18 protein-coding genes are annotated in these 20310 nt (G+C 66.7%); 11 read left to right on the top strand and 7 right to left on the bottom strand.

Annotated elements, in window-relative coordinates; genetic code table 11:
- Window positions 1-2 precede the first annotated feature (2 nt).
- The 4 genes from AU188_RS09900 to AU188_RS09885 are packed head-to-tail and all read left to right on the top strand — an operon-like array spanning window position 3 to window position 3685.
- Window positions 3-1286, top strand: coding sequence for a metal-dependent hydrolase family protein (locus tag AU188_RS09900; RefSeq protein ID WP_059163555.1), 1284 nt, complete (start codon window positions 3-5; stop codon window positions 1284-1286).
- Window positions 1270-1746: a nuclear transport factor 2 family protein gene (locus AU188_RS09895; protein ID WP_059163554.1), complete on the top strand. Its 477-nt coding sequence runs from the start codon at window positions 1270-1272 to the stop codon at window positions 1744-1746. The genes AU188_RS09900 and AU188_RS09895 overlap by 17 nt, the downstream gene beginning before the upstream one ends.
- On the top strand, window positions 1743-2882 hold the full coding sequence (locus AU188_RS09890) for an acyl-CoA dehydrogenase family protein (RefSeq protein ID WP_059163553.1): 1140 nt from the start codon (window positions 1743-1745) through the stop codon (window positions 2880-2882). The genes AU188_RS09895 and AU188_RS09890 overlap by 4 nt, the downstream gene beginning before the upstream one ends.
- A gap of 14 nt (window positions 2883-2896) precedes the next feature.
- Window positions 2897-3685 carry an acyl-CoA dehydrogenase family protein gene (locus AU188_RS09885; protein ID WP_059163811.1) on the top strand — a complete coding sequence of 263 codons (789 nt, stop codon included), beginning with the start codon at window positions 2897-2899 and terminating at the stop codon, window positions 3683-3685.
- 87 nt (window positions 3686-3772) lie between these two features.
- On the opposite strand, the gene AU188_RS09880 is transcribed toward AU188_RS09885, so the two are convergent.
- Window positions 3773-4555 carry an enoyl-CoA hydratase gene (locus tag AU188_RS09880; protein ID WP_059163552.1) on the bottom strand — a complete coding sequence of 261 codons (783 nt, stop codon included), beginning with the start codon at window positions 4553-4555 and terminating at the stop codon, window positions 3773-3775.
- A gap of 12 nt (window positions 4556-4567) precedes the next feature.
- Window positions 4568-5743: an acyl-CoA dehydrogenase family protein gene (locus AU188_RS09875; protein ID WP_059163551.1), complete on the bottom strand. Its 1176-nt coding sequence runs from the start codon at window positions 5741-5743 to the stop codon at window positions 4568-4570.
- Between the two features lie 122 nt (window positions 5744-5865).
- Between AU188_RS09875 and AU188_RS09870 the strand changes: the two genes are divergently transcribed.
- The 5 genes from AU188_RS09870 (at window position 5866) to AU188_RS09850 (ending at window position 11490) form a co-directional block, all read left to right on the top strand.
- A complete protein-coding gene (locus tag AU188_RS09870) occupies window positions 5866-6582 on the top strand; it encodes a TetR/AcrR family transcriptional regulator (protein WP_059163550.1) in 717 nt (238 codons plus the stop codon).
- Window positions 6583-6893: 311 nt separating this feature from the next.
- Window positions 6894-8021, top strand: coding sequence for a cytochrome P450 (locus AU188_RS09865; protein WP_156426640.1), 1128 nt, complete (start codon window positions 6894-6896; stop codon window positions 8019-8021).
- A gap of 44 nt (window positions 8022-8065) precedes the next feature.
- Entirely contained in the window at window positions 8066-8902 is an 837-nt protein-coding gene (locus AU188_RS09860; protein ID WP_059101992.1) for a mycofactocin-coupled SDR family oxidoreductase, read from the top strand.
- A 7-nt stretch (window positions 8903-8909) separates the two neighbouring features.
- Window positions 8910-9980, top strand: coding sequence for a phosphotransferase (locus AU188_RS09855; protein WP_059163548.1), 1071 nt, complete (start codon window positions 8910-8912; stop codon window positions 9978-9980).
- Between the two features lie 73 nt (window positions 9981-10053).
- On the top strand, window positions 10054-11490 hold the full coding sequence (locus AU188_RS09850) for a WS/DGAT/MGAT family O-acyltransferase (protein WP_059163810.1): 1437 nt from the start codon (window positions 10054-10056) through the stop codon (window positions 11488-11490).
- On the opposite strand, the gene fadD12 is transcribed toward AU188_RS09850, so the two are convergent.
- Window positions 11487-13094: an acyl-CoA ligase FadD12 gene (gene fadD12, locus AU188_RS09845; RefSeq protein ID WP_059163547.1), complete on the bottom strand. Its 1608-nt coding sequence runs from the start codon at window positions 13092-13094 to the stop codon at window positions 11487-11489. The two genes, AU188_RS09850 and fadD12, sit on opposite strands and share 4 nt — an antisense overlap.
- Before the next feature lie 4 nt (window positions 13095-13098).
- A complete protein-coding gene (locus tag AU188_RS09840; RefSeq protein WP_059163546.1) occupies window positions 13099-13905 on the bottom strand; it encodes a lysophospholipid acyltransferase family protein in 807 nt (268 codons plus the stop codon).
- Window positions 13906-13997: 92 nt separating this feature from the next.
- Between AU188_RS09840 and AU188_RS09835 the strand changes: the two genes are divergently transcribed.
- Together AU188_RS09835 and AU188_RS09830 are read left to right on the top strand one after the other, a co-directional pair.
- Window positions 13998-15083, top strand: a complete 1086-nt coding sequence (locus AU188_RS09835; RefSeq protein WP_059163545.1) for an NAD-dependent epimerase/dehydratase family protein — start codon at window positions 13998-14000, stop codon at window positions 15081-15083.
- Between the two features lie 18 nt (window positions 15084-15101).
- Window positions 15102-15944: an SDR family NAD(P)-dependent oxidoreductase gene (locus AU188_RS09830; RefSeq protein ID WP_059163544.1), complete on the top strand. Its 843-nt coding sequence runs from the start codon at window positions 15102-15104 to the stop codon at window positions 15942-15944.
- Between the two features lie 10 nt (window positions 15945-15954).
- On the opposite strand, the gene AU188_RS09825 is transcribed toward AU188_RS09830, so the two are convergent.
- From AU188_RS09825 to AU188_RS09815, 3 genes are all read right to left on the bottom strand, one after another.
- Window positions 15955-16764, bottom strand: coding sequence for an SDR family NAD(P)-dependent oxidoreductase (locus AU188_RS09825; RefSeq protein ID WP_059163543.1), 810 nt, complete (start codon window positions 16762-16764; stop codon window positions 15955-15957).
- Between the two features lie 122 nt (window positions 16765-16886).
- On the bottom strand, window positions 16887-19301 hold the full coding sequence (locus AU188_RS09820; protein WP_059163542.1) for a CaiB/BaiF CoA-transferase family protein: 2415 nt from the start codon (window positions 19299-19301) through the stop codon (window positions 16887-16889).
- A complete protein-coding gene (locus AU188_RS09815) occupies window positions 19301-20242 on the bottom strand; it encodes an enoyl-CoA hydratase/isomerase family protein (protein WP_059163541.1) in 942 nt (313 codons plus the stop codon). Before AU188_RS09815 ends, AU188_RS09820 begins: the two co-directional genes overlap by 1 nt.
- Between the last annotated feature and the right edge of the window lie 68 nt (window positions 20243-20310).

Below are 20310 nucleotides of genomic sequence, written 5' to 3'. Positions count from 1 at the left end.
GGGTGCCGACCCTCAAGGCAGCGGGTCTGCTCGACGTCGAAGCCGGCGAGATCGTCCGGCCCGGCGTCGTGCGGATCGCGGACGACCGGATCGTCGCCGTCGGCCGAGCCGACAATGCAGCAGACGTCGGCCGAGCCGACGATGCAGCAGCCGTCGGCCGCGCCGACGATGCAGCAGAGGGCGACGTCATCGACCTGGGTGACTCGATCCTTCTGCCCGGGCTGATGGACATGGAGGTCAACCTGCTGATGGGCGGGCGGGGCGAGAACCCAGGCCTCTCCCAGGTGCAGGATGATCCCGCGACCCGCGTGCTGCGTGCCGTGGGCAACGCCCGACGGACGTTGCGGGCAGGCTTCACGACGGTGCGCAACCTCGGATTGTTCGTCAAGACAGGCGGTTACCTACTCGACGTCGCGTTGGCCAAGGCGATCGATGCCGGCTGGATCGACGGCCCGCGCGTCATTCCTGCGGGGCATGCGATCACCCCGACGGGCGGCCATCTCGACCCGACGATGTTCGCCGCGTTCATGCCCGGCGCGCTGGAGCTGACGATCGAGGAGGGCATCGCCAACGGTGTCGACGAGATCCGCAAGGCAGTGCGATACCAGATCAAGCACGGCGCCGAGCTGATCAAGGTCTGCGTCTCCGGGGGCGTGATGTCGCTGACCGGAGAGGCGGGCGCACAGCACTATTCGGACGAGGAGCTGCGGGCCATCGTCGACGAGGCGCATCGACGTGGTCTGCGGGTCGCCGCTCACACGCATGGCGCCGAGGCCGTCAAGCATGCGGTCGCGTGCGGCATCGACTGCATCGAACACGGCTTCCTGATGGACGACGAGGCCATCCAGATGCTGGTCGACAACGACCGGTGGCTGGTGACGACGCGTCGGCTGGCCGAGGCGATGGACGTCTCCAGGGCGCCGAAGGCGTTGCAGGACAAAGCCGCCGAGATGTTCCCCAAGGCGCGCACGTCGATCAAGGCGGCCTACGAAGCGGGTGTCAAGATCGCCGTCGGTACCGACGCCCCCGCGATCCCGCACGGCAAGAACGCCGATGAACTGGTGACCCTCGTCGACTGGGGTATGCCGCCCGCGGCGGTGCTGCGCGCGGCGACCGTCGTCGCCGCCGACCTGATCAGCAAGCCGGACCTGGGCCGCATCGCGGAAGGCTTTCTCGCCGACATCATCGCGGTACCCGGCGACCCTCTGACCGACATCAGCGTTACACGCGATGTCAACTTTGTAATGAAGGGCGGTAAGGTCTTCAAGAATGACTGTGCCAACTGACAAAACCAGGACCGACGACCTCGTCGAGATCCAGCAACTGCTGGCGAAGTACGCCGTCACCATCACCCAGGGCGACATCGAGGGGCTGATCTCGGTGTTCACCCCGGACGGCACGTACAGCGCGTTCGGCTCGACCTACACGCTGAACCGCTTCCCCGAGTTGGTCGACGCCGCGCCCAAGGGACTGTTCATGACGGGAACGTCGTTGGTGCACCTGGATCAGAACGATCCCGACAAGGCGACAGGCACCCAACCGTTGTGCTTCATCGAGCATTCCAAACACGACATGCGCATCGGCTACTACAACGACACCTACGTCCGCACCGACGACGGCTGGCGGCTGAAAACCCGTGCCATGACGTTCATCCGGCGCAGCGGGGAACATGACTCCGGCCGCCCCCACGCGATCGGACGGCCCGACCCCGACGTGGCCGCCGATGCGGCTCCGGAAGTACGATGACGGACAATCTCCTCGAGCCCCCCGCGTTCCGCACGGCGCTGCGCAACTGGCTCGACGACAAGCTCGATTCCGGCGAACTGACCCCGCTCACCGACAACCACTCCCTCGACGCGCATCAAGCCCAGCATTTGCGGGTGCTCAAGGCACTGTACGACGCCGACTGGATGCGCTACGGGTGGCCCGAGTCGGCCGGTGGCCTGGGCGGACCGGATATTCTGCGCGCGATCGTCGGCGAGGAGATCGTCGGGCGCGGGCTTGACCATCCCGGGCCGCACTCGATGCTCGACGTGCTGACACCCACGATGATCGACTACGCCCGGCCCGAACTGGCCGCCGAGATGGTGCCGCGGCTGCTGTCGGGTCAGGAATCCTGGTGCCAGGGCTTCTCCGAACCCGGCGCGGGCAGTGATCTGGCCTCGCTGACGACTCGCGCTGTGCAGCAGGGTGACACCTGGGTCGTCAACGGGCAGAAGGTGTGGACGAGCTTCGCGCAGTACGCGACGCGCTGCATCCTGCTCACCCGTACCGGCGATGCGGATACCCCGAACCACGAGGCCATCACGGCGTTCTTCGTCGACCTGGACTCACCGGGGGTTTCGGTGCGTCCGCTGCGGACCATGCACGACGTCGACGAGTTCTGCGAGGTCTACTTCGACGACGTCGTCGTGCCCGCAGACCGCATGCTCGGCCGGCCCGGCGACGGCTGGAAGCTGGCCATGGACCTGCTGCCGTATGAGCGCTCGACCTGTTTCTGGCAGCGCATCGCCTATCTGTACTCGCGGTTCGATGCGCTCATCGACGAAGTCAAAGGGCTTGGCACGGCGTCGGACTCGGATCTGGGCGAGGCATATTTGGCGCTGCACACGCTGCGTTGCCGATCGCGCGCGACGCAGTACCGGCTGGCGGACGGTGACAAACTGGGCGCCGACACCTCGATCGACAAGGTGCTGTTGGCAACCGCCGAGCAACGGCTCTACGACACCGCCCGCGATCTGTTGCCGGGCAGGATCGAACTCGACGACGACGCATGGCGGACAGAGTATTTGTACTCGCGGGCCGCGAGCATCTACGGCGGAACCGCCGAAGTGCAGCGCAACATCATCGCCCGTCGCCTGCTCGATCTCGGTAAGGAGTGACCGTGGAGACCGGTATGGACGCCGAATCGCTGGCGATGCTCGAGGACACGCTGCGCAAGACGATGCTGTCGGCCTCCGGCGCAGAGCTCGACGCCGCGCTGGCCGAGCTCGGCTGGGCCGAGATGCTGTCGGACATGCCCGATCAGGCGATCCCGCTGGTGTTTCGGCTGCTTGGTGAAACCGGTTCGCACGCTTCGGTTCTCAACGATGTGCTGCTGGAGACAATCGGCGGCATGCCGGGCGGTACACCGCCGATGCCGTACGCCGGGGGCCGTTGGGTGGTGTGGGAACGCACGTCGAACGACGAACCCACACTGGGTGATCTGCCGCTGCGCCGGGTGCCCGACGGTGAGCTGATGCGGATGGGCGAGGCGCGACGGGCCGTCGGCTGGTGGCTGGTCGGCTCGGCCCGAGGGATGCTGGCCCTGGCCCGCCAGCACGCACTGGACCGGGTGCAGTTCGGCAAGCCCATTGCGTCCTTTCAAGCGGTCCGGCACCGGCTGGCCGAGACGCTGGTGGCGATCGAAGGCGCCGAGGTGACACTCGGTCTGCCCGGAACGGAAAGCGCTGACCTGACCGCGATGCTGGCCAAGGCGGCCGCGGGCAAGGCGGCGCTGACCGCGGCCAAGCACTGCCAGCAGGTGCTCGGCGGAATCGGCTTCACCGCCGAGCACGATTTGCATCGCCACATCAAGCGAGCTCTCGTGCTCGACGGATTGCTCGGCAGCTCACGGGAACTCACCCGAAAGGCCGGTGCCGGACTGCGGGCCCGCGGCTCGGCGCCCAGGCTTGCGCACCTGTAGCTCCCCTTCTGCGCGAGCGACCGTGTCTGTACGCCGACACGCCGGTCACCGCGTACATTTGGCGGTCGCTCGCGCCGATGAACCCACCTACTGGATGTTGGCTTTCATCTCGTCGAGGTTCACCAGCACCGGCCAACCGCCCACGCTCAGGGCATTGCCGTGGCCGGTCTGGTGGATGTCGAACACCGACTGGATGGCCGCGTAGAAACCCTGCACGTCCAACGTCTGGTTCACCGCGCGCTTGGCCTGCCGCAGCGCAAACGGGTTCATCTTCGCGATCTGCTCGGCCAGCGCCCTGGCTTCCGAGTCCAGCTGATCGCGCGGCACCACCTTGTTCACCATGCCGGTGCCGGCCACCTCGTCGGCCGTCATCGCCCGCCCGGTGAACAGGATCTCCTTGGCCTTGCGCGGACCGAGTTCCCAAGTGTGGCCGTGATATTCGACACCGCCGATACCCATGAGCACCACCGGGTCGGAGAACTGGGCGTCGTCGGCGGCGATGATCAGGTCGCACGGCCAGCACAACAGCAACCCGCCGGAGATGCAGCGGCCCTGGACCGCGGCGATCGACGGCTTGGGCACGTTGCGCCAGCGCAACGTGTACTCCAGGTAGCGCTTGGCCTCGTGCTGGATGATGAAATCCAGCGTGATCTTGTCCGGTACGGGCCCGCCGCCCCGCAGGTCGTGGCCTGCCGAGAAGTGTTTCCCGTTGGCCCGCAGCACGATCACCGAGACCTCGTTGTCCTCGGCCGCGCGGGTCCACGCGGCGTCGAGTTCGTCGAGCAGTTCCGGGTTCTGCGCATTGGCGGCCTCGGGCCGGTTCAACGTGATGGTCGCGATCCGGTCGGCGACCTCGTAGTCGATGTACATGTTGCAGTCCTTCTAGTTTCGCGGCAGGCCCAGCAGCCGCTGGGCGATGATGTTGCGTTGGATCTCCGACGTGCCGCCGGCGATCGTGCCGCCGAACGTCCGCACATAGCGTTCGAACCAGCCGCACCGGTACAGGTCGAGGTGATGAGCGCTGTACGGGCCGGAGAAGTTCGGCGCGGAAAGCGCTTCAACGCCCGCGGCGGCGAGCGCGTACTCCGTCGCCGCTTGCGACGCCTCTGAGCCGAGGAGTTTGAGCACCGATAGAGCGGGCACGTCTTCATCGCCGCGTGCAGCGCGGGCCAGAGCGACCGAGCCGAGCAGCCGCAACGCCTGGTTGTCCATCACCAGCCCGGCGTACCGGTCACGATCGAGCGTGGAGGACGGCCGGAAATCTTCGACGAGTTCCTGCAGGCGGTCGGCATAGCTGAGCCACAACATGTTTCGCTCATGACCCAGCGAACCGTTGGCTACCCGCCAGCCCTCGTTCAGCGGCCCGACCAGGTTCTCGACAGGCACCCGCACGTCGTTGAAGAAGACCTCATTGAAGTCCAGGTCGTCGACGTCGCACAGCGATGCGAACGGCCGCCGCACCACTCCGGTCAGGTTGGTCGGGATCAGCAGCACGCTGATGCCCTTGTGTTTGGCGGCTTTCGGATCGGTGCGGACAAAAGTCAGCAACACATCGGCGTCGTGTGCGCCCGACGTCCACACCTTCTGCCCGTTGACGACGAAGTGGTCACCGTCAAGGACGGCGCTGGTGCGCAGCGACGCAAGGTCGGAGCCCGCACCCGGTTCGCTCATCCCCAGCGACGCGGTGATCTCGGCGCGCAGGATCGGGACCGCCCAACGCTGTTGCTGCTCGGGGGTGCCGAACGAGATCAGCGACGCGGAGATGATGCCGACACCCTGCGGGTTGTACGTCAGATACACGCGGCGGCGGGCCAGTTCCTGTTGGTGGACGTACTGCTGCAGGATCGTGGCGTTGCGGCCGCCGAATTCCGGCGGATATCCCGGCAGCAGCCAGCCGTTGTCGAACATCAGCCGCTGCCAGTCCCGAGCCCAGGCCGGCACATCACTGCTGGACCGCGACCGCTCGACGGCAGCGGCGTCGGAGGGAAGATGCTCGTCGAGGAACGCGTTGAACTCGGCGCGGAACGCCTCGACATCAGCATCGAAGGTCAGCTGCACGAGACTCCCGCTGGATCAAATTTTTGGTAAGCCTACTGTTATCTCCAAAATGAGAATACTATTCTCATCGTGAGAAAGTTACAATCTCTGACACGTTGGCCGCGAGGGGGTCGAGGACCGCAATGGCAAGGCGTTCTCCGGTACAGTCAGTTCATGTTCTCCCCACTCGACCTGCGTCTGAGTCGCCGGTGACGAGCCCAAGCGAAGAGCCGGCCTGGAAGCAACGCGCGGTCGAGCGGTCGATCAAAACCGCCAAGCTCCGGGCCGCGCAGCGGGTGCAGCGCTTCCTGGATGCCGCCCAGGCGATCATCATCGAGAAGGGCAGCACGGACTTCACGGTGCAGGAGGTCGTCGACCGCTCGCGGCAGTCGCTGCGCAGTTTCTATCTGCAGTTCGACGGCAAGCACGAGCTGTTGCTGGCCCTCTTCGAGGACGCCCTGAGCCGGTCTGCCGACCAGATCCGCGCGGCCACCACCACCGAAGATGAGCCGATCGAGCGGCTCAAGGTCGCGGTGCAGTTGCTGTTCGAGTCGTCGCGGCCCGACCCCACCGCGAAGCGGCCGCTGTTCACCGACTTCGCACCCCGGCTTCTGCTGTCGCATCCGACCGAGGTGAAGGTCGCCCATGCGCCGCTGCTGGCACTGCTCACCGAATTGATGGAAGAGGCCGGCGAGGCCGGTCAACTCCGCGAGGGCATCAATCCCAAGCGGATGGCGGCGATGACCATGCAGACGGTGATGTTCGTGGCCCAGTCGAACGGCGCCGAAGACGGCACCACCAAGCCCATCACAGCCGACGAAGTGTGGGACTTCTGCTCCAACGGTTTCGCGGCCCGCTAGCCGAGAACTGCGTTCTCGCGTCTTGAGCGAGAATCGTGTTCTCTCCCGCGAAGCGCGTCGACGAGTTGGCGACCGCGGCCGCTTGAGAACCACGTTCTTCGTAATAAAGAGCGCAATTAGGCGAAGATGAATCCCTTGTTGACACCCTCGTGTGGCGAATGCCAGAGTTGTGAGACAAATACCTGCCCGATGTCTTACGCCACCCTGGTCCACCGAGAGGCGACCCCGTGACGATCAGTGCCCAGAATCCGACCGTCGACGCCGTGTACTTCGACCCGTACGACGTAGAACTGAACGCCGATCCCTACCCGATGTTCCGGCGGCTACGCGACGAGCAGCCGCTGTACTACAACGAGCAGCACGACTTCTACGCGGTCAGCCGCTTCGCGGACGTCAACAGGGCCCTGGTGGACTGGGAGACCTTCAGCTCTGCTCGCGGCGCCATCGTCGAGCTGATCAAAGCCAACCTCGAGATGCCGCGGGGCACAGTGATTTTCGAGGACCCGCCGATTCACGACATCCACCGCAAGCTGCTGGCCCGGATGTTCACCCCGCGCAAGGTCAACGCGCTCGAGCCAGTGATACGCGAGTACTGCGCACAGAGCCTGGACCCGTTGATCGGCGCCCAGCGATTCGACTTCGTCGCCGACCTGGGCGCGCAGATGCCGATGAAGGTGATCAGCGCACTGTTGGGCATCCCCGAAGACGACCAGGAGATGATCCGCGATCACGCCAACGCGCAATTACGCACGGAGGCAGGCCAACCCATGAAGGCCGGCACCGACTTCGCGGTCGGTGACCTGTTCGAGGCCTACATCGACTGGCGCGTCGAGCATCCCTCCGACGACATCATGACCGAGTTGCTCAATGCCGAGTTCGTCGACGAGACAGGCACCACCCGACGGCTGACCCGTCAGGAGTTGCTGACCTATCTCAATGTGGTTGCCGGCGCCGGCAACGAAACCACGACGCGACTGATCGGCTGGGCGGGCAAGGTGCTGGCCGAACACCCCGATCAGCGCCGCGACCTGGTCGAGAACCCGGCCCTGATCCCCCAGGCGATCGAGGAGATCTTGCGTTACGAGCCGCCCGCGCCGCATGTGGCCCGCTACGTCGCCCGCGACGTCGAATTCTACGGCCGGACGGTGCCGGAAGGCAGCGTGATGATGATGCTGATCGGCGCCGCAGTGCGCGATCACCGCCAGTTCCCGCCGGACGGCGACGTGTTCGACATCCACCGGGAACCCCGTCAGCACTTGGCATTCAGCGTGGGCACGCACTACTGCCTCGGCTCGGCCCTCGCCCGGCTCGAGGGACGCGTCGCCCTCGAGGAGATCCTCAAGCGCTTTCCCGAATGGGACGTCGACATGGCCAACGCGTCGCTGTCCCCGACCTCGACTGTCCGCGGCTGGGAGTCAATGCCGGCTCTCCTTCCGTGACCTTCTATGAATTTCTCTCCAGCAACTACGAATTGAGGTAACCAATGACTGGACGTGTCGAAGGCAAGGTCGCTTTCATCACCGGCGCCGCCCGTGGCCAGGGCCGCGCGCATGCCGTCCGCCTGGCGCAGGAGGGCGCCGACATCATCGCCGTCGACATCTGCAAGCAGATCGACAGCGTGCGGATCCCGCTGTCCACTCCGGAGGATCTGGCCGAAACCGCCGACCTGGTCAAGGGTTTGAACCGCCGCATCTACACCGCCGAGGTCGACGTCCGCGATTTCGACGCGCTCAAGGCCGCGGTCGACGCCGGTGTGGAGCAGATGGGCCGGCTCGACATCATCGTCGCCAACGCCGGCATCGGCAACGGCGGCGAGACGCTGGACAAGACCAGCGAGGGTGACTGGACCGACATGATCGACGTCAACCTGGCCGGCGTGTGGAAGACGGTCAAGGCCGGTGTTCCGCACATACTCGCGGGCGGCCGCGGCGGCTCGATCATCCTGACCAGTTCGGTCGGCGGCTTGAAGGCCTACCCGCACACCGGCCACTATGTCGCCGCCAAACATGGTGTGGTGGGCCTGATGCGGACGTTCGCCGTCGAGTTGGGCGCCCAGAACATCCGCGTCAACTCGGTGCACCCGACGAACGTCAACACCCCGCTGTTCATGAACGAACCGACGATGAAGCTGTTCCGGCCCGATCTGGAGAACCCGGGTCCGGACGACATGAAGGTCGTCGGCCAGCTGATGCATACGCTGCCGATCGGTTGGGTCGAGCCGGAGGACATCGCCAACGCCGTGCTGTTCCTCGCCTCCGACGAGAGCCGCTACATCACCGGTGTGACCCTGCCCGTCGACGGCGGCAGTTGCCTGAAGTAGCTCACGGATGACCGCAGCGGAGCTGTCCCTGCCGCGTAATTGGGACGAAATCACCCCCGGTTGGATGACTGTGGCACTCGCCGAGCACTTTCCGGGCGCCACCGTCGAACGTGTCACCGTCGCGTTGCGTGACGACGGCACCAACCGGCGGGCGCGGCTGGCGTTGACGTACTCGGCGGGTTCGGGGCCTGCGACGGTGTTCGCCAAGGCCGTCGACCCCGACCACGCCGAGCTCGTCGCGCTCACCAGCGGCCTCTTCCACGAACCGCGACTGTTCAGCTCGGGTGTGGCGCTGCCGCTCGACCATCCCACCGTCTACGCGGCGCTCATCGACGAGCCGAACTCGAATTTCCTGATGATCATGGAGGATGTCGTCGCCCGGGGTGCCGATCCGCGCGACTCGACCCGGCCGATGTCGGTCGAGCAGGTCACCAACGGAGTCCGCGGGCTGGCGCGGATGCACAGCCAGTTCTGGGGTGAGCGGCTGACCGCCAACCCCGCGCTGGAGTGGCTCGAGCCGTTCGTCGCGTTCGAAGGGCTCGAGTACGCCCCGTTGCACATCGCCCATGAGCGACTCGGGAATTCGGTATCCTCGGAGATTCTCGGATTGAGCGGCACCGAGCTGTTCGTCGACGTCTGGGCCCGCTACATCGGCACCCTGACGACCGCGCCTCAGACGCTGCTGCACGGTGATCCGCACATCGGCAACACCTACGTCCTACCCGGCGACGAGGTCGGGTTCCTGGACTGGCAGATGGCTCGGCGCGGCAACTGGTCGTTGGATCTCGGCTATTTCATGCAGGGCGCGTTGACGATCGAGGACCGCAGGCGGTGCGAGCGCGATCTGCTCGACGAGTACCGCACGGCGCTCGCCCTGCCCGCGGCCGAACTTCCGTCGGCCGAGGAGATTTGGCTACGCTACCGCGCGTCCGTCGCGCACGGGTTGGCCATCTGGTTGGCAACCCTGTCGGGTGGCGACGCGTGGCAGGACGCAGCCGTGTGCCTCGCGTTGGCGCAACGGTATTCGGCGGCTTTTCTCGACCTCGACACGCGAGCGGCACTGGCGGCGATCACTTAGCCGAAATCCCCCGATCTTGACGGTCCGGTGGTTCGATAGAGCCTTCGGGGCCAACGGTCCGCAGGGGGTGGGCGTGAAGCGACTCAACGGCATGGACGCCATGCTGCTCTACAGCGAGACACCCAACCTGCACACGCACACGTTGAAGGTGGCGATCGTCAACGCCGCGGACTTCGACGGCGAGTTCACGTTCGATCTGTTCCGGCGCACCATCGCCCGGAGGCTGCACTTGCTCGACCCGTTGCGCTACCGGCTCGTCGATATCCCGTGGAAGCTGCATCATCCGATGTGGCTCGAGGACTGCCCGGTCGACCTCGACTATCACCTGCGCCGCGTCGAGGTGCCGAGCCCGGGCGGCCGCCGCGAGCTCGACGAGGTGATCGGCCGGATCGCCAGCACGCCGCTCGACCGCACCCGCCCGCTGTGGGAGTTCCACTTCGCCGAGGGGATGGCTGACGACCGTTTCGCGCTCATCGGCAAGGTGCACCACACGCTGGCCGACGGGGTCGCGTCGGCGAATCTGCTTGCGCGGCTGATGGATCTGGCCGATGGGACGCAGGACGAGCGCGAAGGCTATGCGACATGCGATCCGCCGACAAAGGCGCAGTTGCTGCGGGAGGCCGGCCGCGACAACGCTCGCCATGTCGCGGCATTACCGCGCCTTCTCGTCGACGCGGGGCGGGGCGTCAGTCGCTTGCGGCGGCGGTTCCGGGGCCAGAGCGAGTCTCCCGATCTGGCCAAGATGTTCAAGACGCCGCCGACGTTCGTCAACCATGTGGTGTCGCCTGTCCGCACTTTCGCCACCGCCTCCGTGTCCCTCGCCGACGTAAAGGAGACGGCCAAACACCTCGGCGTGACGTTCAACGATCTTCTGCTGGCGATGGCGGCCGGTGGCTTGCGAGAACTGCTGCTGCGCTACGACGGGCGGGCCGACCGGCCGATCATGGCGTCGGTGCCGGTGTCCACCGACCGGTCGCCCGACCGGATCACCGGCAACGAAATCGGCGGGCTGTCGGTGTCGTTGCCCGTACACGTCGACGACCCGTTGGAACGCGTCCGCTTGACGTCCTTCGCGACCTCGCGGGCCAAAGAGGTCTACGAACTACTCGGCCCGACACTGCAGGCGCGGATGATGGACTACCTGCCGCCGCCGCTCGCGCCGGCGCTGTTCCGCTGGCAGGCCCGACGCGCATCGCACAATCCGCTGATGAACGTCGCGGTCTCCAGCGTCCCCGGGCCGCGAAGGCACGGTCATGTCGGGGGCGCGAAGGTGAGCGAAATCTATTCGGTCGGTGTGCTGTCGCCGGGCAGTGCGTTCAACATGACGGTGTGGAGCTACGTCGATCAGGTCGACATCTCGGTGCTCTCCGATGACCAGACCTTCGACGACGTCCATGAAGCCACCGACGCGATGATCCACGGGCTGGCCGAAATACGTGATGCCGCAGGGCTTCCGGCGCTGTCGACGGTCGATACGGCGATGGCGCCGGCCACCGCCACCACGACCTAGGTAACCAGATCGCGGAGATCGTTGCGCAGCACCTTGCCGGTGCTGCCCCGCGGTAGCTCGTCGAGGAGCGTGATCTGCCGCGGCACTTTGTAATTCGCCAGGTTCTCCCGCACGTGCTGCTTGAGGTCGTCCGGATTGGCGCTCGCACCCTCGCCGAGCACGACGAATGCCGCGAGGCGCTGGCCGTACTGCTCGTCGTCGACGCCCAGCACCACCGCCTCCTCGACGTCGGGATGCGCGGCCAGCGTCTTCTCGACCTCGATCGGATAGACGTTCTCGCCACCGGAGACGATCATCTCGTCGTCGCGCCCGACCACGAACAACCGGCCGGCGTCATCGAGGTAGCCCACGTCTCCGGATGCCATGAAGCCCTCGTGGAAGTCTTTGGTCTTGCCCGAGGTGTAACCGTCGAACAACGTGCCGCTGCGCACGAAGATCTGCCCGGTCTGCCCGGTGGGAAGCTCGGTGAACTCCGCGTCGAGGATGCGAATCTCGGTGCCGTCGGCGGGTGTTCCGGCCGTGTCGGGCGCGGCGCGCAGGTCGCTCGGCGTCGCGGTGGCGATCATTCCCGCTTCGGTCGCGTTGTAGTTGTTGTAGATGACGTCGCCGAACCGGTCCATGAACTTGATCACCACGTCGGGGCGCATCCGCGAACCCGATGCGGTGGCGAACCGAAGTGACTTGCCGCTGTAGCGGTTCAGCACTTCTTCGGGCAGATCCATGATCCGGTCGAACATCACCGGCACGACGACGAGGCCGGTCGCCCGGTACCGGTCGACCAGGTCCAGCGTCGCCTCCGGGTCGAACTTGCGGCGGGTGACGATGGTGCAGGCCAGCAGCGCGGCGAACAGCAGTTGAGAAAAGCCCCACGCGTGGAACATCGGCGCGACGATGACGGTCGCCTCCTCAGCGCGCCACGGTGTGCGGTCGAGCACCGCCTTGAGGTCGCCTGCGCCGCCGCTGCCTTCGCCGCGCTTGGCGCCCTTCGGCGTTCCGGTGGTGCCCGAGGTCAGCAGGATGATGTCGCTCTTGCGTTCGGCGGGAGCCGGTCGCTTGCCGAGATTGGCGTCGATGAGCCCGTCGAGCGTCCGCCCGTCGGTGGGCCCGTCGGTCCAGGCCAGGATCCGGACGGCAGCGGGCTTGTCGGCCATCGCCCGCTCGACGATCGCGGCGAACTCCTCGTCGTAGATGACGACGTCGGCGCCTTCGCGATCGACCACCTCGGCCAGCGCGGGACCCGCGAACGAGGTGTTGAGCAGCAGCACGTCGGCGCCCACCCGGTTCGACGCCACGAGCGACTCGATGAAGCCGCGGTGGTTGCGGCACATCACCGCAACGGTTTTCGGCGCACCGCCGGGCAGGTTCTGCAGCCCGGTGGCCACGGCGTCGCAGCGGTCGTCGATCTGCTTCCAGGTCAGCGTGCCGCGTTCGTCGACGAGGCCGGGGCGGTCCGGACACCGTTGTGCGGCCGCTGCGAAGCCGACCGTCGCGGTCATTCCGACCCGGCGCATTGCCGCACCCATTCGCAGGTATTTGTCGGGCCGCAGCGGCGCGATCAGGCCGGCCCGCCACAGCGTCCGAATGAGTCCCAGGTGGTCTGCCATGCGTTCAGCCAAGCACAGGAAAGCGGCGTTGGCGGGCAAGCTCGTCGAGCGCCTCCTGCATCACCGCGCGCACGTGAAGGTCGACCATCTCGACGTCCGGGTCTTCGCCGAACTCGGCTACGACGTCGATGGGTTCAAGGACACGCGTGACGATCTTGGCGGGCAGCGGCAGATTCGGCGGGAAGATCGCCGACAGACCGAACGGGAACCCGACCGACAGTGGCAAGATCTCCATCCGCGCCTTGGTGAGACCGAGACGGCGGGCTATCGAATCGCCACGGGCCAGGAACAATTGGGTTTCCTGACCGCCGATCGACACCATCGGCACGATCGGCACGCCACTCTCCACCGCGGTCCTGACGTAACCCGTTCGGCCGTTGAAGTCGATCACGTTCTCGGTGAACGTGGGCCGGTACGAATCGTAATCGCCACCTGGGAAGACCAGCACGATCGCGCCGTCGCGCAATGCTTTGGCGGCGTTCTCGCGGGTCGCCTCGATGACCCCGGCGCGGCGCAGCCAGTCGCCGATGTTGGCGATGAACACGCCGTAGTGGGCGAGCGTGTAGACCGGCCGGTCGAAGCCGAACTTCCTGTAGAACTCCGGCGTGAAGATCAACACATCGGGGGTGAACATCCCGCCGGAATGGTTGGACACCAGCAGGGCCCCGCCAGTCGACGGCAAGCGGTCGAGGTCGCGCACCTCCGCGCGGAAGTACCGCTTGATCAGGGGGCCGACTGTGTTGACGACACCCCGGGTGAACCCGGGATCCCACTTTGCGACCTCTGACTTGCCCACCCCGTTGCTACTCATCGCACACCTGTCATACCCGCGACGCCCCCGCTGTCCACCGGTTTTGCTACTCTCACAAAAAGAGAATGCCATATCCGCAGCTAGGAGTGTTAATGGCGGGAAGGGTACTGGTGACCGGCGGCTTCGGTCTGGTGGGTTCGGCGACCGTGCGCAGGTTGGCCGAACTCGGCCGCTCCGTGGTCGTGGCCGACCTGGACACTCCCGCCAACCGTAAAGCGCAGTCGACGCTACCCCGCGGCACCTCGGTTCGGTGGACCGACCTGACCGACGAGGATCAGGTGCAGCGCCTGATTGCCGACGTCGCCCCGGAGGTGGTCATTCACCTCGCCGCGGTGATCCCGCCGCCCATCTACAAGAACCCGAAACTCGCGCGACGCGTCAACGTCGACGCCACCGCGACGCTGGTGCGCATCGCCGAACAACAACCGACGCCACCACGCTTCATCCAGGCCTCGAGCAACGCGGTCTTCGGTGCGCGCAACCCGCACACCGCGCAGGCACCGCTGCGGGCCGACGACCCGATGCGCCCGTGCGACCTGTACAGCGGAACCAAGGCGGAGGCCGAAGCGATCGTCCGGTCCTCCACGCTGCCGTGGGTGGTGTTGCGACTCGGTGGTGTGCTGAGCACCGATCCGAAAGCGATGGCGTTGAGTTCGGACGCCTTGTATTTCGAGAGCCTCCTGCCCACCGACGGTCGGTTGCACAGCGTCGACGTCCGCGATGTCGCGTGGGCGTTCGCCGCTGCCACCACCGCCGATGTCCTCGGGGAGATCCTGCTGATCGCCGGCGACGACTCGCACCGGATCCGGCAGAGCGAAGTGGGCGTGGCGCTCGCGGCGGCGCGCGGTCTCACCGGTGTGCTTCCGCCCGGCAGGCCCGGCGACCCCAACCGCGACGACGCCTGGTTCGTCACCGACTGGATGGACACCACCCGCGCGCAGGAGGCCCTGCAGTTCCAGCACTATTCGTGGCCGGACATGCAGGCCGAGGCCGCGGCCAATGCGGGCTGGACCCGGCATCTGATGCGGTTGCTCACCCCGCTCGCACCGCTGCTGCGCGAAATCCTCAAACGTCGCGGCGCGTACTGGAAGGCGCCCGGACAGTACGCCGACCCCTGGGGAGCGATCCGCAACCGGTTGGGGGAGCCCGCGTGGGATCAACCCCGCGAGCTGTCCTGACCGCATAGGGTTCGCCGGGTGGACACTTTTAGCGGGCGCGCGGCGGTCATCACCGGCGGAGCGAGCGGCATCGGGTTCGCCACCGCAACCGAATTCGCCCGGCGCGGCGCCCGGATCATGCTCAGCGACATCGACTCGGCGGCGCTCGACCGTGCCGTCGCGGACCTACGCGCCGACGGCGTCGACGCGCGCGGCGTGGTGTGCGACGTACGAAAGCTCGACGACGTCAACCGGTTGGCCGATGAGGCCTTCGGCGTGTTCGGCGACGTGCATCTGTTGTTCAACAACGCCGGCATCGCCTACGCCGGACCCATCGCCGACACCAGCCACGATGACTGGCGCTTCGTCATCGACGTCGACCTGTGGGGCCCGATCCACGGCGTCGAGGCCTTTCTGCCGCGGCTGATCGCGCAGGACGCCGACAGCCACATCGCGTTCACGTCGTCGTTCGCCGGACTCATTCCGAACGTCGGTCTGGGGCCGTACTGCGTGGCCAAATACGGTGTCGTGGCGCTCGCCGAGACGTTGTCCCGCGAGATGCGCGGCAACGGCATCGGCGTGACGGTGCTGTGCCCGATGATCGTCGACACCAACCTGCTCGCCAACACCGAACGCGTCCGCAGCCAGGACTACGGCCCGCCCACCCCGTCGGACGCCGAGACCGTGCAGCAGTTGGCGTCGGACCCCAGCGACGACTCGGTGCTCGACGTCGACGAGGTGGCCCGGCTGACCGCCGACGCGATCCAGGCCAACCGGCTGTATGTGCTGCCGCACAGCGCGGCCCGCGGCTCGATACGGCGCCGGTTCGAGCGCATCGACCGCACCTTCGACGACCAGGCCGCCGACGGCTGGGCTCACTGAGCCGGTGGTTTCACTGTGCGGGACCGAGTGTCGGCCTGCCGGTCCGCGGATGGTGGTACCAGCCGCCCGCCGCCTGCGTGCCGCCGTCGACGTGGATCGTCTGCCCGGTGATGTAGCTGGCCATATCTGACGCGAGAAAGACTGCGGTGGAAGCGATTTCGTCGACGTGTCCCGGCCGGCCCATCGGGATGCCCGGAGCGGCATCGGGCCGAAGCGTGCCGCCCGAGATCTGCATCAGTCCCTCGGTCAGCGTGAGGTCGGGGGCGATCGCGTTGACGCGGATGCGGTGCGGCGCGAGTTCGAACGCCGCGGTCTGGGTGTAGTTGATCACGCCTGCCTTGGCGGCGGCGTAGGCGGCGTAACCCGGTGCGGCCCTGACACCTTCGATCGACGTCACGCTGATCACGCTGCCGGGCTGCCCACGGTCGACCAGGCGCCGCGCCACCCGCTGGGTGCACAGCAGCACATGACGCAGGTTGGCTTTGTACAGCGCATCCCAGCCGTTCTCCGTGGTGTCGAGCAGCGGGGAGAAGAACACGCCGCCGGCGTTGTTGACCAGGATGGACACCTCGCCGAGTTCGGAGACGGTGCGCTCGAGCGCAGCGTCGACCTGGCCGCTGTCCCGGACGTCGGTGACGATGCCCAGTGCGCCAAGGCTTTCGGCGGCCGCCGCGCAGGTCTCGGCGTCGCGCTCCCATATCGCCACCGACGCGCCGAACGCCGCCAACCCTGCGGCGACTCCCCTGCCGATGCCCGCGCCACCGCCCGTGACCACCGCAACGCGTCCAGTCAACATGATGTCTGAGGGGTTGATGGCCATCGGTCGAGGTTAGCGATTCGCTACGCGGCTAGCGCCGAGATTGCAGTGAGGGTCGTTCGCCGAGGGACAGCCGTGGCTGCAATCTCGGCCGTAGCACGACGTCACGGTCATCCATGCGGCCGTCACCCGGTCTTGGTGGTGCGGATCGTGAGCCCCTCCGGCGCGTTTCCGATGACCCCCTGTTGCTCGAGGTCGGTGATCTCATCATCGGAGAGCCCGAGCCCGGCCAGCACCTCGCGGTTGTGCTGTCCGAGCAGCGGTGCCGGGCCCCGGTGGAAGCCCTGCCGTACCGAGGAGATGCGCATGGGCAGCGTGCTGTGCCGGGCCGTGGGGTTGACGGGGTGGTCGACGTGCTCGTAGAAGCCGCGGTGCACCACCTGCGGTAGTTCGCCGACGCGGTGCGGTTGCATCACCTTGGCCACCGGTACTCCGGCCTCCCACAGTGTTTCGATGATCTGGTCACCGGTTCGGCTGGCGCACCACTGGCTCAAGTGGTCGTCGATCGCGTCGTGGCGCCGGCGACGGCCATCGACGGTGGCGAGTTCGTCGGTCGCCCAGGCCGGGTGGTCGAGCGCGGCGACCAGGGCGGCCCATTGTTCGTCGGTGGCCACCGCGATCGCCACCCAGTCGTCGGGTCGGCCGAACTCGTCGAGTTCGCCGGTGCGATACAGGTTCTGCGGCGCCGCGGTGGGTCCCCGGTTTCCCTGCCGCTGCAGCAGGTTGCCGTATGCCGAGTACTCGACGACCTGCTCGGCCGCGACGTTGAGTGCGGCGTCGACCATGGCCGCTTCGATCCGCACACCCTCGCCCGTTCGCCGCCGGTGCGCCAGCGCGAGCAGCAAGGCGTTGAGGCCGTGCACGCCGGCGTTCGGGTCGCCGACGGAATACGGTTCGACGGGATTCTGGTCGGGATGTCCGGTCAGCCAGGTCATTCCGGAGCAGTCCTCGATGACGTAGGCGAACGCGGGTTTGTCGCGCCACGGACCGTCGAGCCCGAAGCCCGGCATCCGCATCATGATCGCGTCGCGACGCAAGCGGTGCACGGCATCGAAGTCGAGGCCGATCCGGTCGAGCACCCGAGGTGTGTAGTTCTCGACGATGACGTCACAGGTCTTGACCAATTCGCGCAGCAGTTCCACGCCGCGGTCCGAGCGGATGTCGAGCGTGACGCTCTTCTTGTTGGTGTTCAAACCCGAAAAGATCGGCGAGCGCTCCCACCATTGCTCCTCGGTGGTCGGCACGCCGGCGATCAGCCGGGTGCCGTCGGGCCGCGCGGTGGACTCGACATGGATCACTTCGGCCCCCAGCAGCGCCAGCGCGTGTGTGCACGACGGCCCGGCCCAGAAGCTCGTCAAGTCGAGCACGCGCAGGCCGTCGAATCTAAATTGCGCCGGACTAGAATTCCGGGTTGTCTCACCGCAGGATTCACGACCCGGAACTCTGTTTCGGCGGTACTCCTCGGTGTGTTCGCCGAGACGCGGGGCCGGCCGCGGCGGGCGCAGCAGCGACGGGCTGGTGCGGTACGGCGCACCCGGCTGTGTGAAGCCGTCGCGCGGGTTGGTGACGAATGTGCCGCGGTCGACGAAGTGGTCGAACGAGGTGACGTTGGCGCCGTTTCCGACCGGTGCGTTCGGGATCCGGAACGCACTGGACAGGTCGATGATGTCCTCGACGCGGTTGTCGCGCACCCACTCGTAGATCTGCTCGGCGTGGATATTGGCCTGTTCGGTGATGGACAGGTCGGCCTGTTCGTCGATCCATTCGTCATGGCCGACCATGGCGCACAGGTCGAACCACTGTTGCGCGGTGCCGCAGCCCAACGCGACCAGGCCGTCGGCCGCCGACGCCACACCGGGGATCGTCAGGCGGCGACGGTCGCGGAACGGTCGCCCGAGCGCGTCATGAAAGGACACCGAATAGTAGGTCAGGCTGAGGATTTCGGCTTCCAGCATGGAGACGTCGACCAACCCGGCGGCGGTCGCCATGGTGCCCGCAGCCGCGAAGGCGCCGGTGAGCCACTCCCCGACCTGCCCCGCCACGAAAAGCGGCGCGCGGTCCTGCACCCCGCGGCCCAGCCCGATCACCCCGCCCGACCACGCCTGCACCGTGAACTCGGTGGCGGGCTTGTCGGCCCACGGCCCCTCGAGGCCGAAAGGGGTGATCGCGGTGACGGTCAGATCGCTGTACGCGTCTGCGATGGCGGCCGGCGCGAATTCGTCGAGCTCCGCGACCGTCGGTCCACGCGACCACACCACCGCGTCCGCACACCGCAGCAACCCACGAAGCAGCTCCACGTCGTCGGTGCTCTGAGGGTCGACGACGACGCTGCGCTTGGAGCAGGACAGGAAGCTGAACAGCGCGCCGTCGCTGCCGGGTTCGATCCGCGCACCCGAAGCCGACCAGGTCCGCAGCGGATCACCGGCCGGCGGCTCGACTTTGATCACCGTGGCGCCACCGTCCGCGAGCAGCTTCGTGCAGTAGCCGCCCGCGATCCCGCTCGACAGGTCGACGACGGTGTACTCGTCCAGCGCCGCCACTAATCCGCCTTCCTACGGTTCGACTTGCTCAACCGGAACTCGGGCGGGAACTTGTCGTCGTTGTCGTTGACGGCATCGGCGAGGCCGGCGTCGATCGCATCCCCCAGCATGAAGTCGTCGCCGTCGGGTCGCGCGAAGCCGCCCATCGACTCGAACATCGCCGACAACAGGCTGCCCAGATATTCGCCTTGGAACTGCTTGACCACCTCGAAGAACATCTTCTGCTGAAACACGCTGTCCACCGGCCGGTTTCGGGCGCAGGCGTGCGCGTACTTGGCCACCTCGGCCTCGAGCTGATCTCGCGGCACCACCTTGTTGAGGAAGTTGCAGCCGAACATCTCGTCGGCGGTGAACGGTCGACCGGTGAACACCATCTCCTGAAACGGCCGCAGCCCCATCGTCATCACCCACGTCCACATCCGCGGGCCCCACCCGAAGTATCGGAACGACGGATGACCGAACAGCGCGTCGTCGCTGGAGATCACCAGGTCCGCGTCGGCGCACTGGTAGAAGTGCCAGCCGTAGCAGTAGCCCTTCGCCTCGACAATGCTGATCTTCTTGAGCTCTTGCAGCGCCCGGTTGCCGGCGGCGACGTTGGCGTACCACTGGCCCATGGTCGCGCCGTGCCGGAACGACTCTTTCGGCGGATACGTGACATCCGGATCGTCGACACGCAACTCGGCCAACCGGGCCTCGTCGTCACCCGCCATGAAGTCCGGCAGATCGGCACCGCTGCCGAAGTCCTCTCCAACACCGCGAATCACGACGACCTTGACGTCGTCGTCGACCGTGGCGCCGCGCAACAGGTCGGCGTATCGCAGCCGAGCCGCCGACGTGGGTGCGTTCAAGTACTCCGGCCGGTTGAACGTGATCGTCGCGATCTTGGTCGACGGGTCCTTCGCGTAGAGAACGATGTCCTCAGGAGCGGGCGGGCCTGTCACAGTGGTCCTTTCACCGCGAGCGACCACAAAATGTCGCCGATTGACGGCGTGTCGTGTGCAGACACGGA

It is taken from the genome of Mycobacterium sp. IS-3022 (assembly GCF_001500065.1).
GTDB lineage: Bacteria > Actinomycetota > Actinomycetes > Mycobacteriales > Mycobacteriaceae > Mycobacterium.
The sequence above is the reverse complement of the archived record's forward strand: the minus strand, read 5'-3'. Positions and strand labels throughout refer to the sequence as shown.

Excerpts from the sequence above, each read along its gene's own strand:
- AU188_RS09895 (WP_059163554.1), top strand. The coding sequence starts at position 1,270 with ATGACTGTGCCAACTGACAAAACCAGGACCGACGACCTCGTCGAGATC.
- AU188_RS09890 (WP_059163553.1), top strand. The coding sequence starts at position 1,743 with ATGACGGACAATCTCCTCGAGCCCCCCGCGTTCCGCACGGCGCTGCGC.
- AU188_RS09885 (WP_059163811.1), top strand. The coding sequence starts at position 2,897 with ATGGACGCCGAATCGCTGGCGATGCTCGAGGACACGCTGCGCAAGACG.
- AU188_RS09880 (WP_059163552.1), bottom strand. The coding sequence starts at position 4,555 with ATGTACATCGACTACGAGGTCGCCGACCGGATCGCGACCATCACGTTG.
- AU188_RS09870 (WP_059163550.1), top strand. The coding sequence starts at position 5,866 with ATGGCAAGGCGTTCTCCGGTACAGTCAGTTCATGTTCTCCCCACTCGA.
- AU188_RS09865 (WP_156426640.1), top strand. The coding sequence starts at position 6,894 with ATGTTCCGGCGGCTACGCGACGAGCAGCCGCTGTACTACAACGAGCAG.
- AU188_RS09860 (WP_059101992.1), top strand. The coding sequence starts at position 8,066 with ATGACTGGACGTGTCGAAGGCAAGGTCGCTTTCATCACCGGCGCCGCC.
- AU188_RS09855 (WP_059163548.1), top strand. The coding sequence starts at position 8,910 with ATGACCGCAGCGGAGCTGTCCCTGCCGCGTAATTGGGACGAAATCACC.
- fadD12 (WP_059163547.1), bottom strand. The coding sequence starts at position 13,094 with ATGGCAGACCACCTGGGACTCATTCGGACGCTGTGGCGGGCCGGCCTG.
- AU188_RS09840 (WP_059163546.1), bottom strand. The coding sequence starts at position 13,905 with ATGAGTAGCAACGGGGTGGGCAAGTCAGAGGTCGCAAAGTGGGATCCC.
- AU188_RS09835 (WP_059163545.1), top strand. The coding sequence starts at position 13,998 with ATGGCGGGAAGGGTACTGGTGACCGGCGGCTTCGGTCTGGTGGGTTCG.
- AU188_RS09825 (WP_059163543.1), bottom strand. The coding sequence starts at position 16,764 with ATGGCCATCAACCCCTCAGACATCATGTTGACTGGACGCGTTGCGGTG.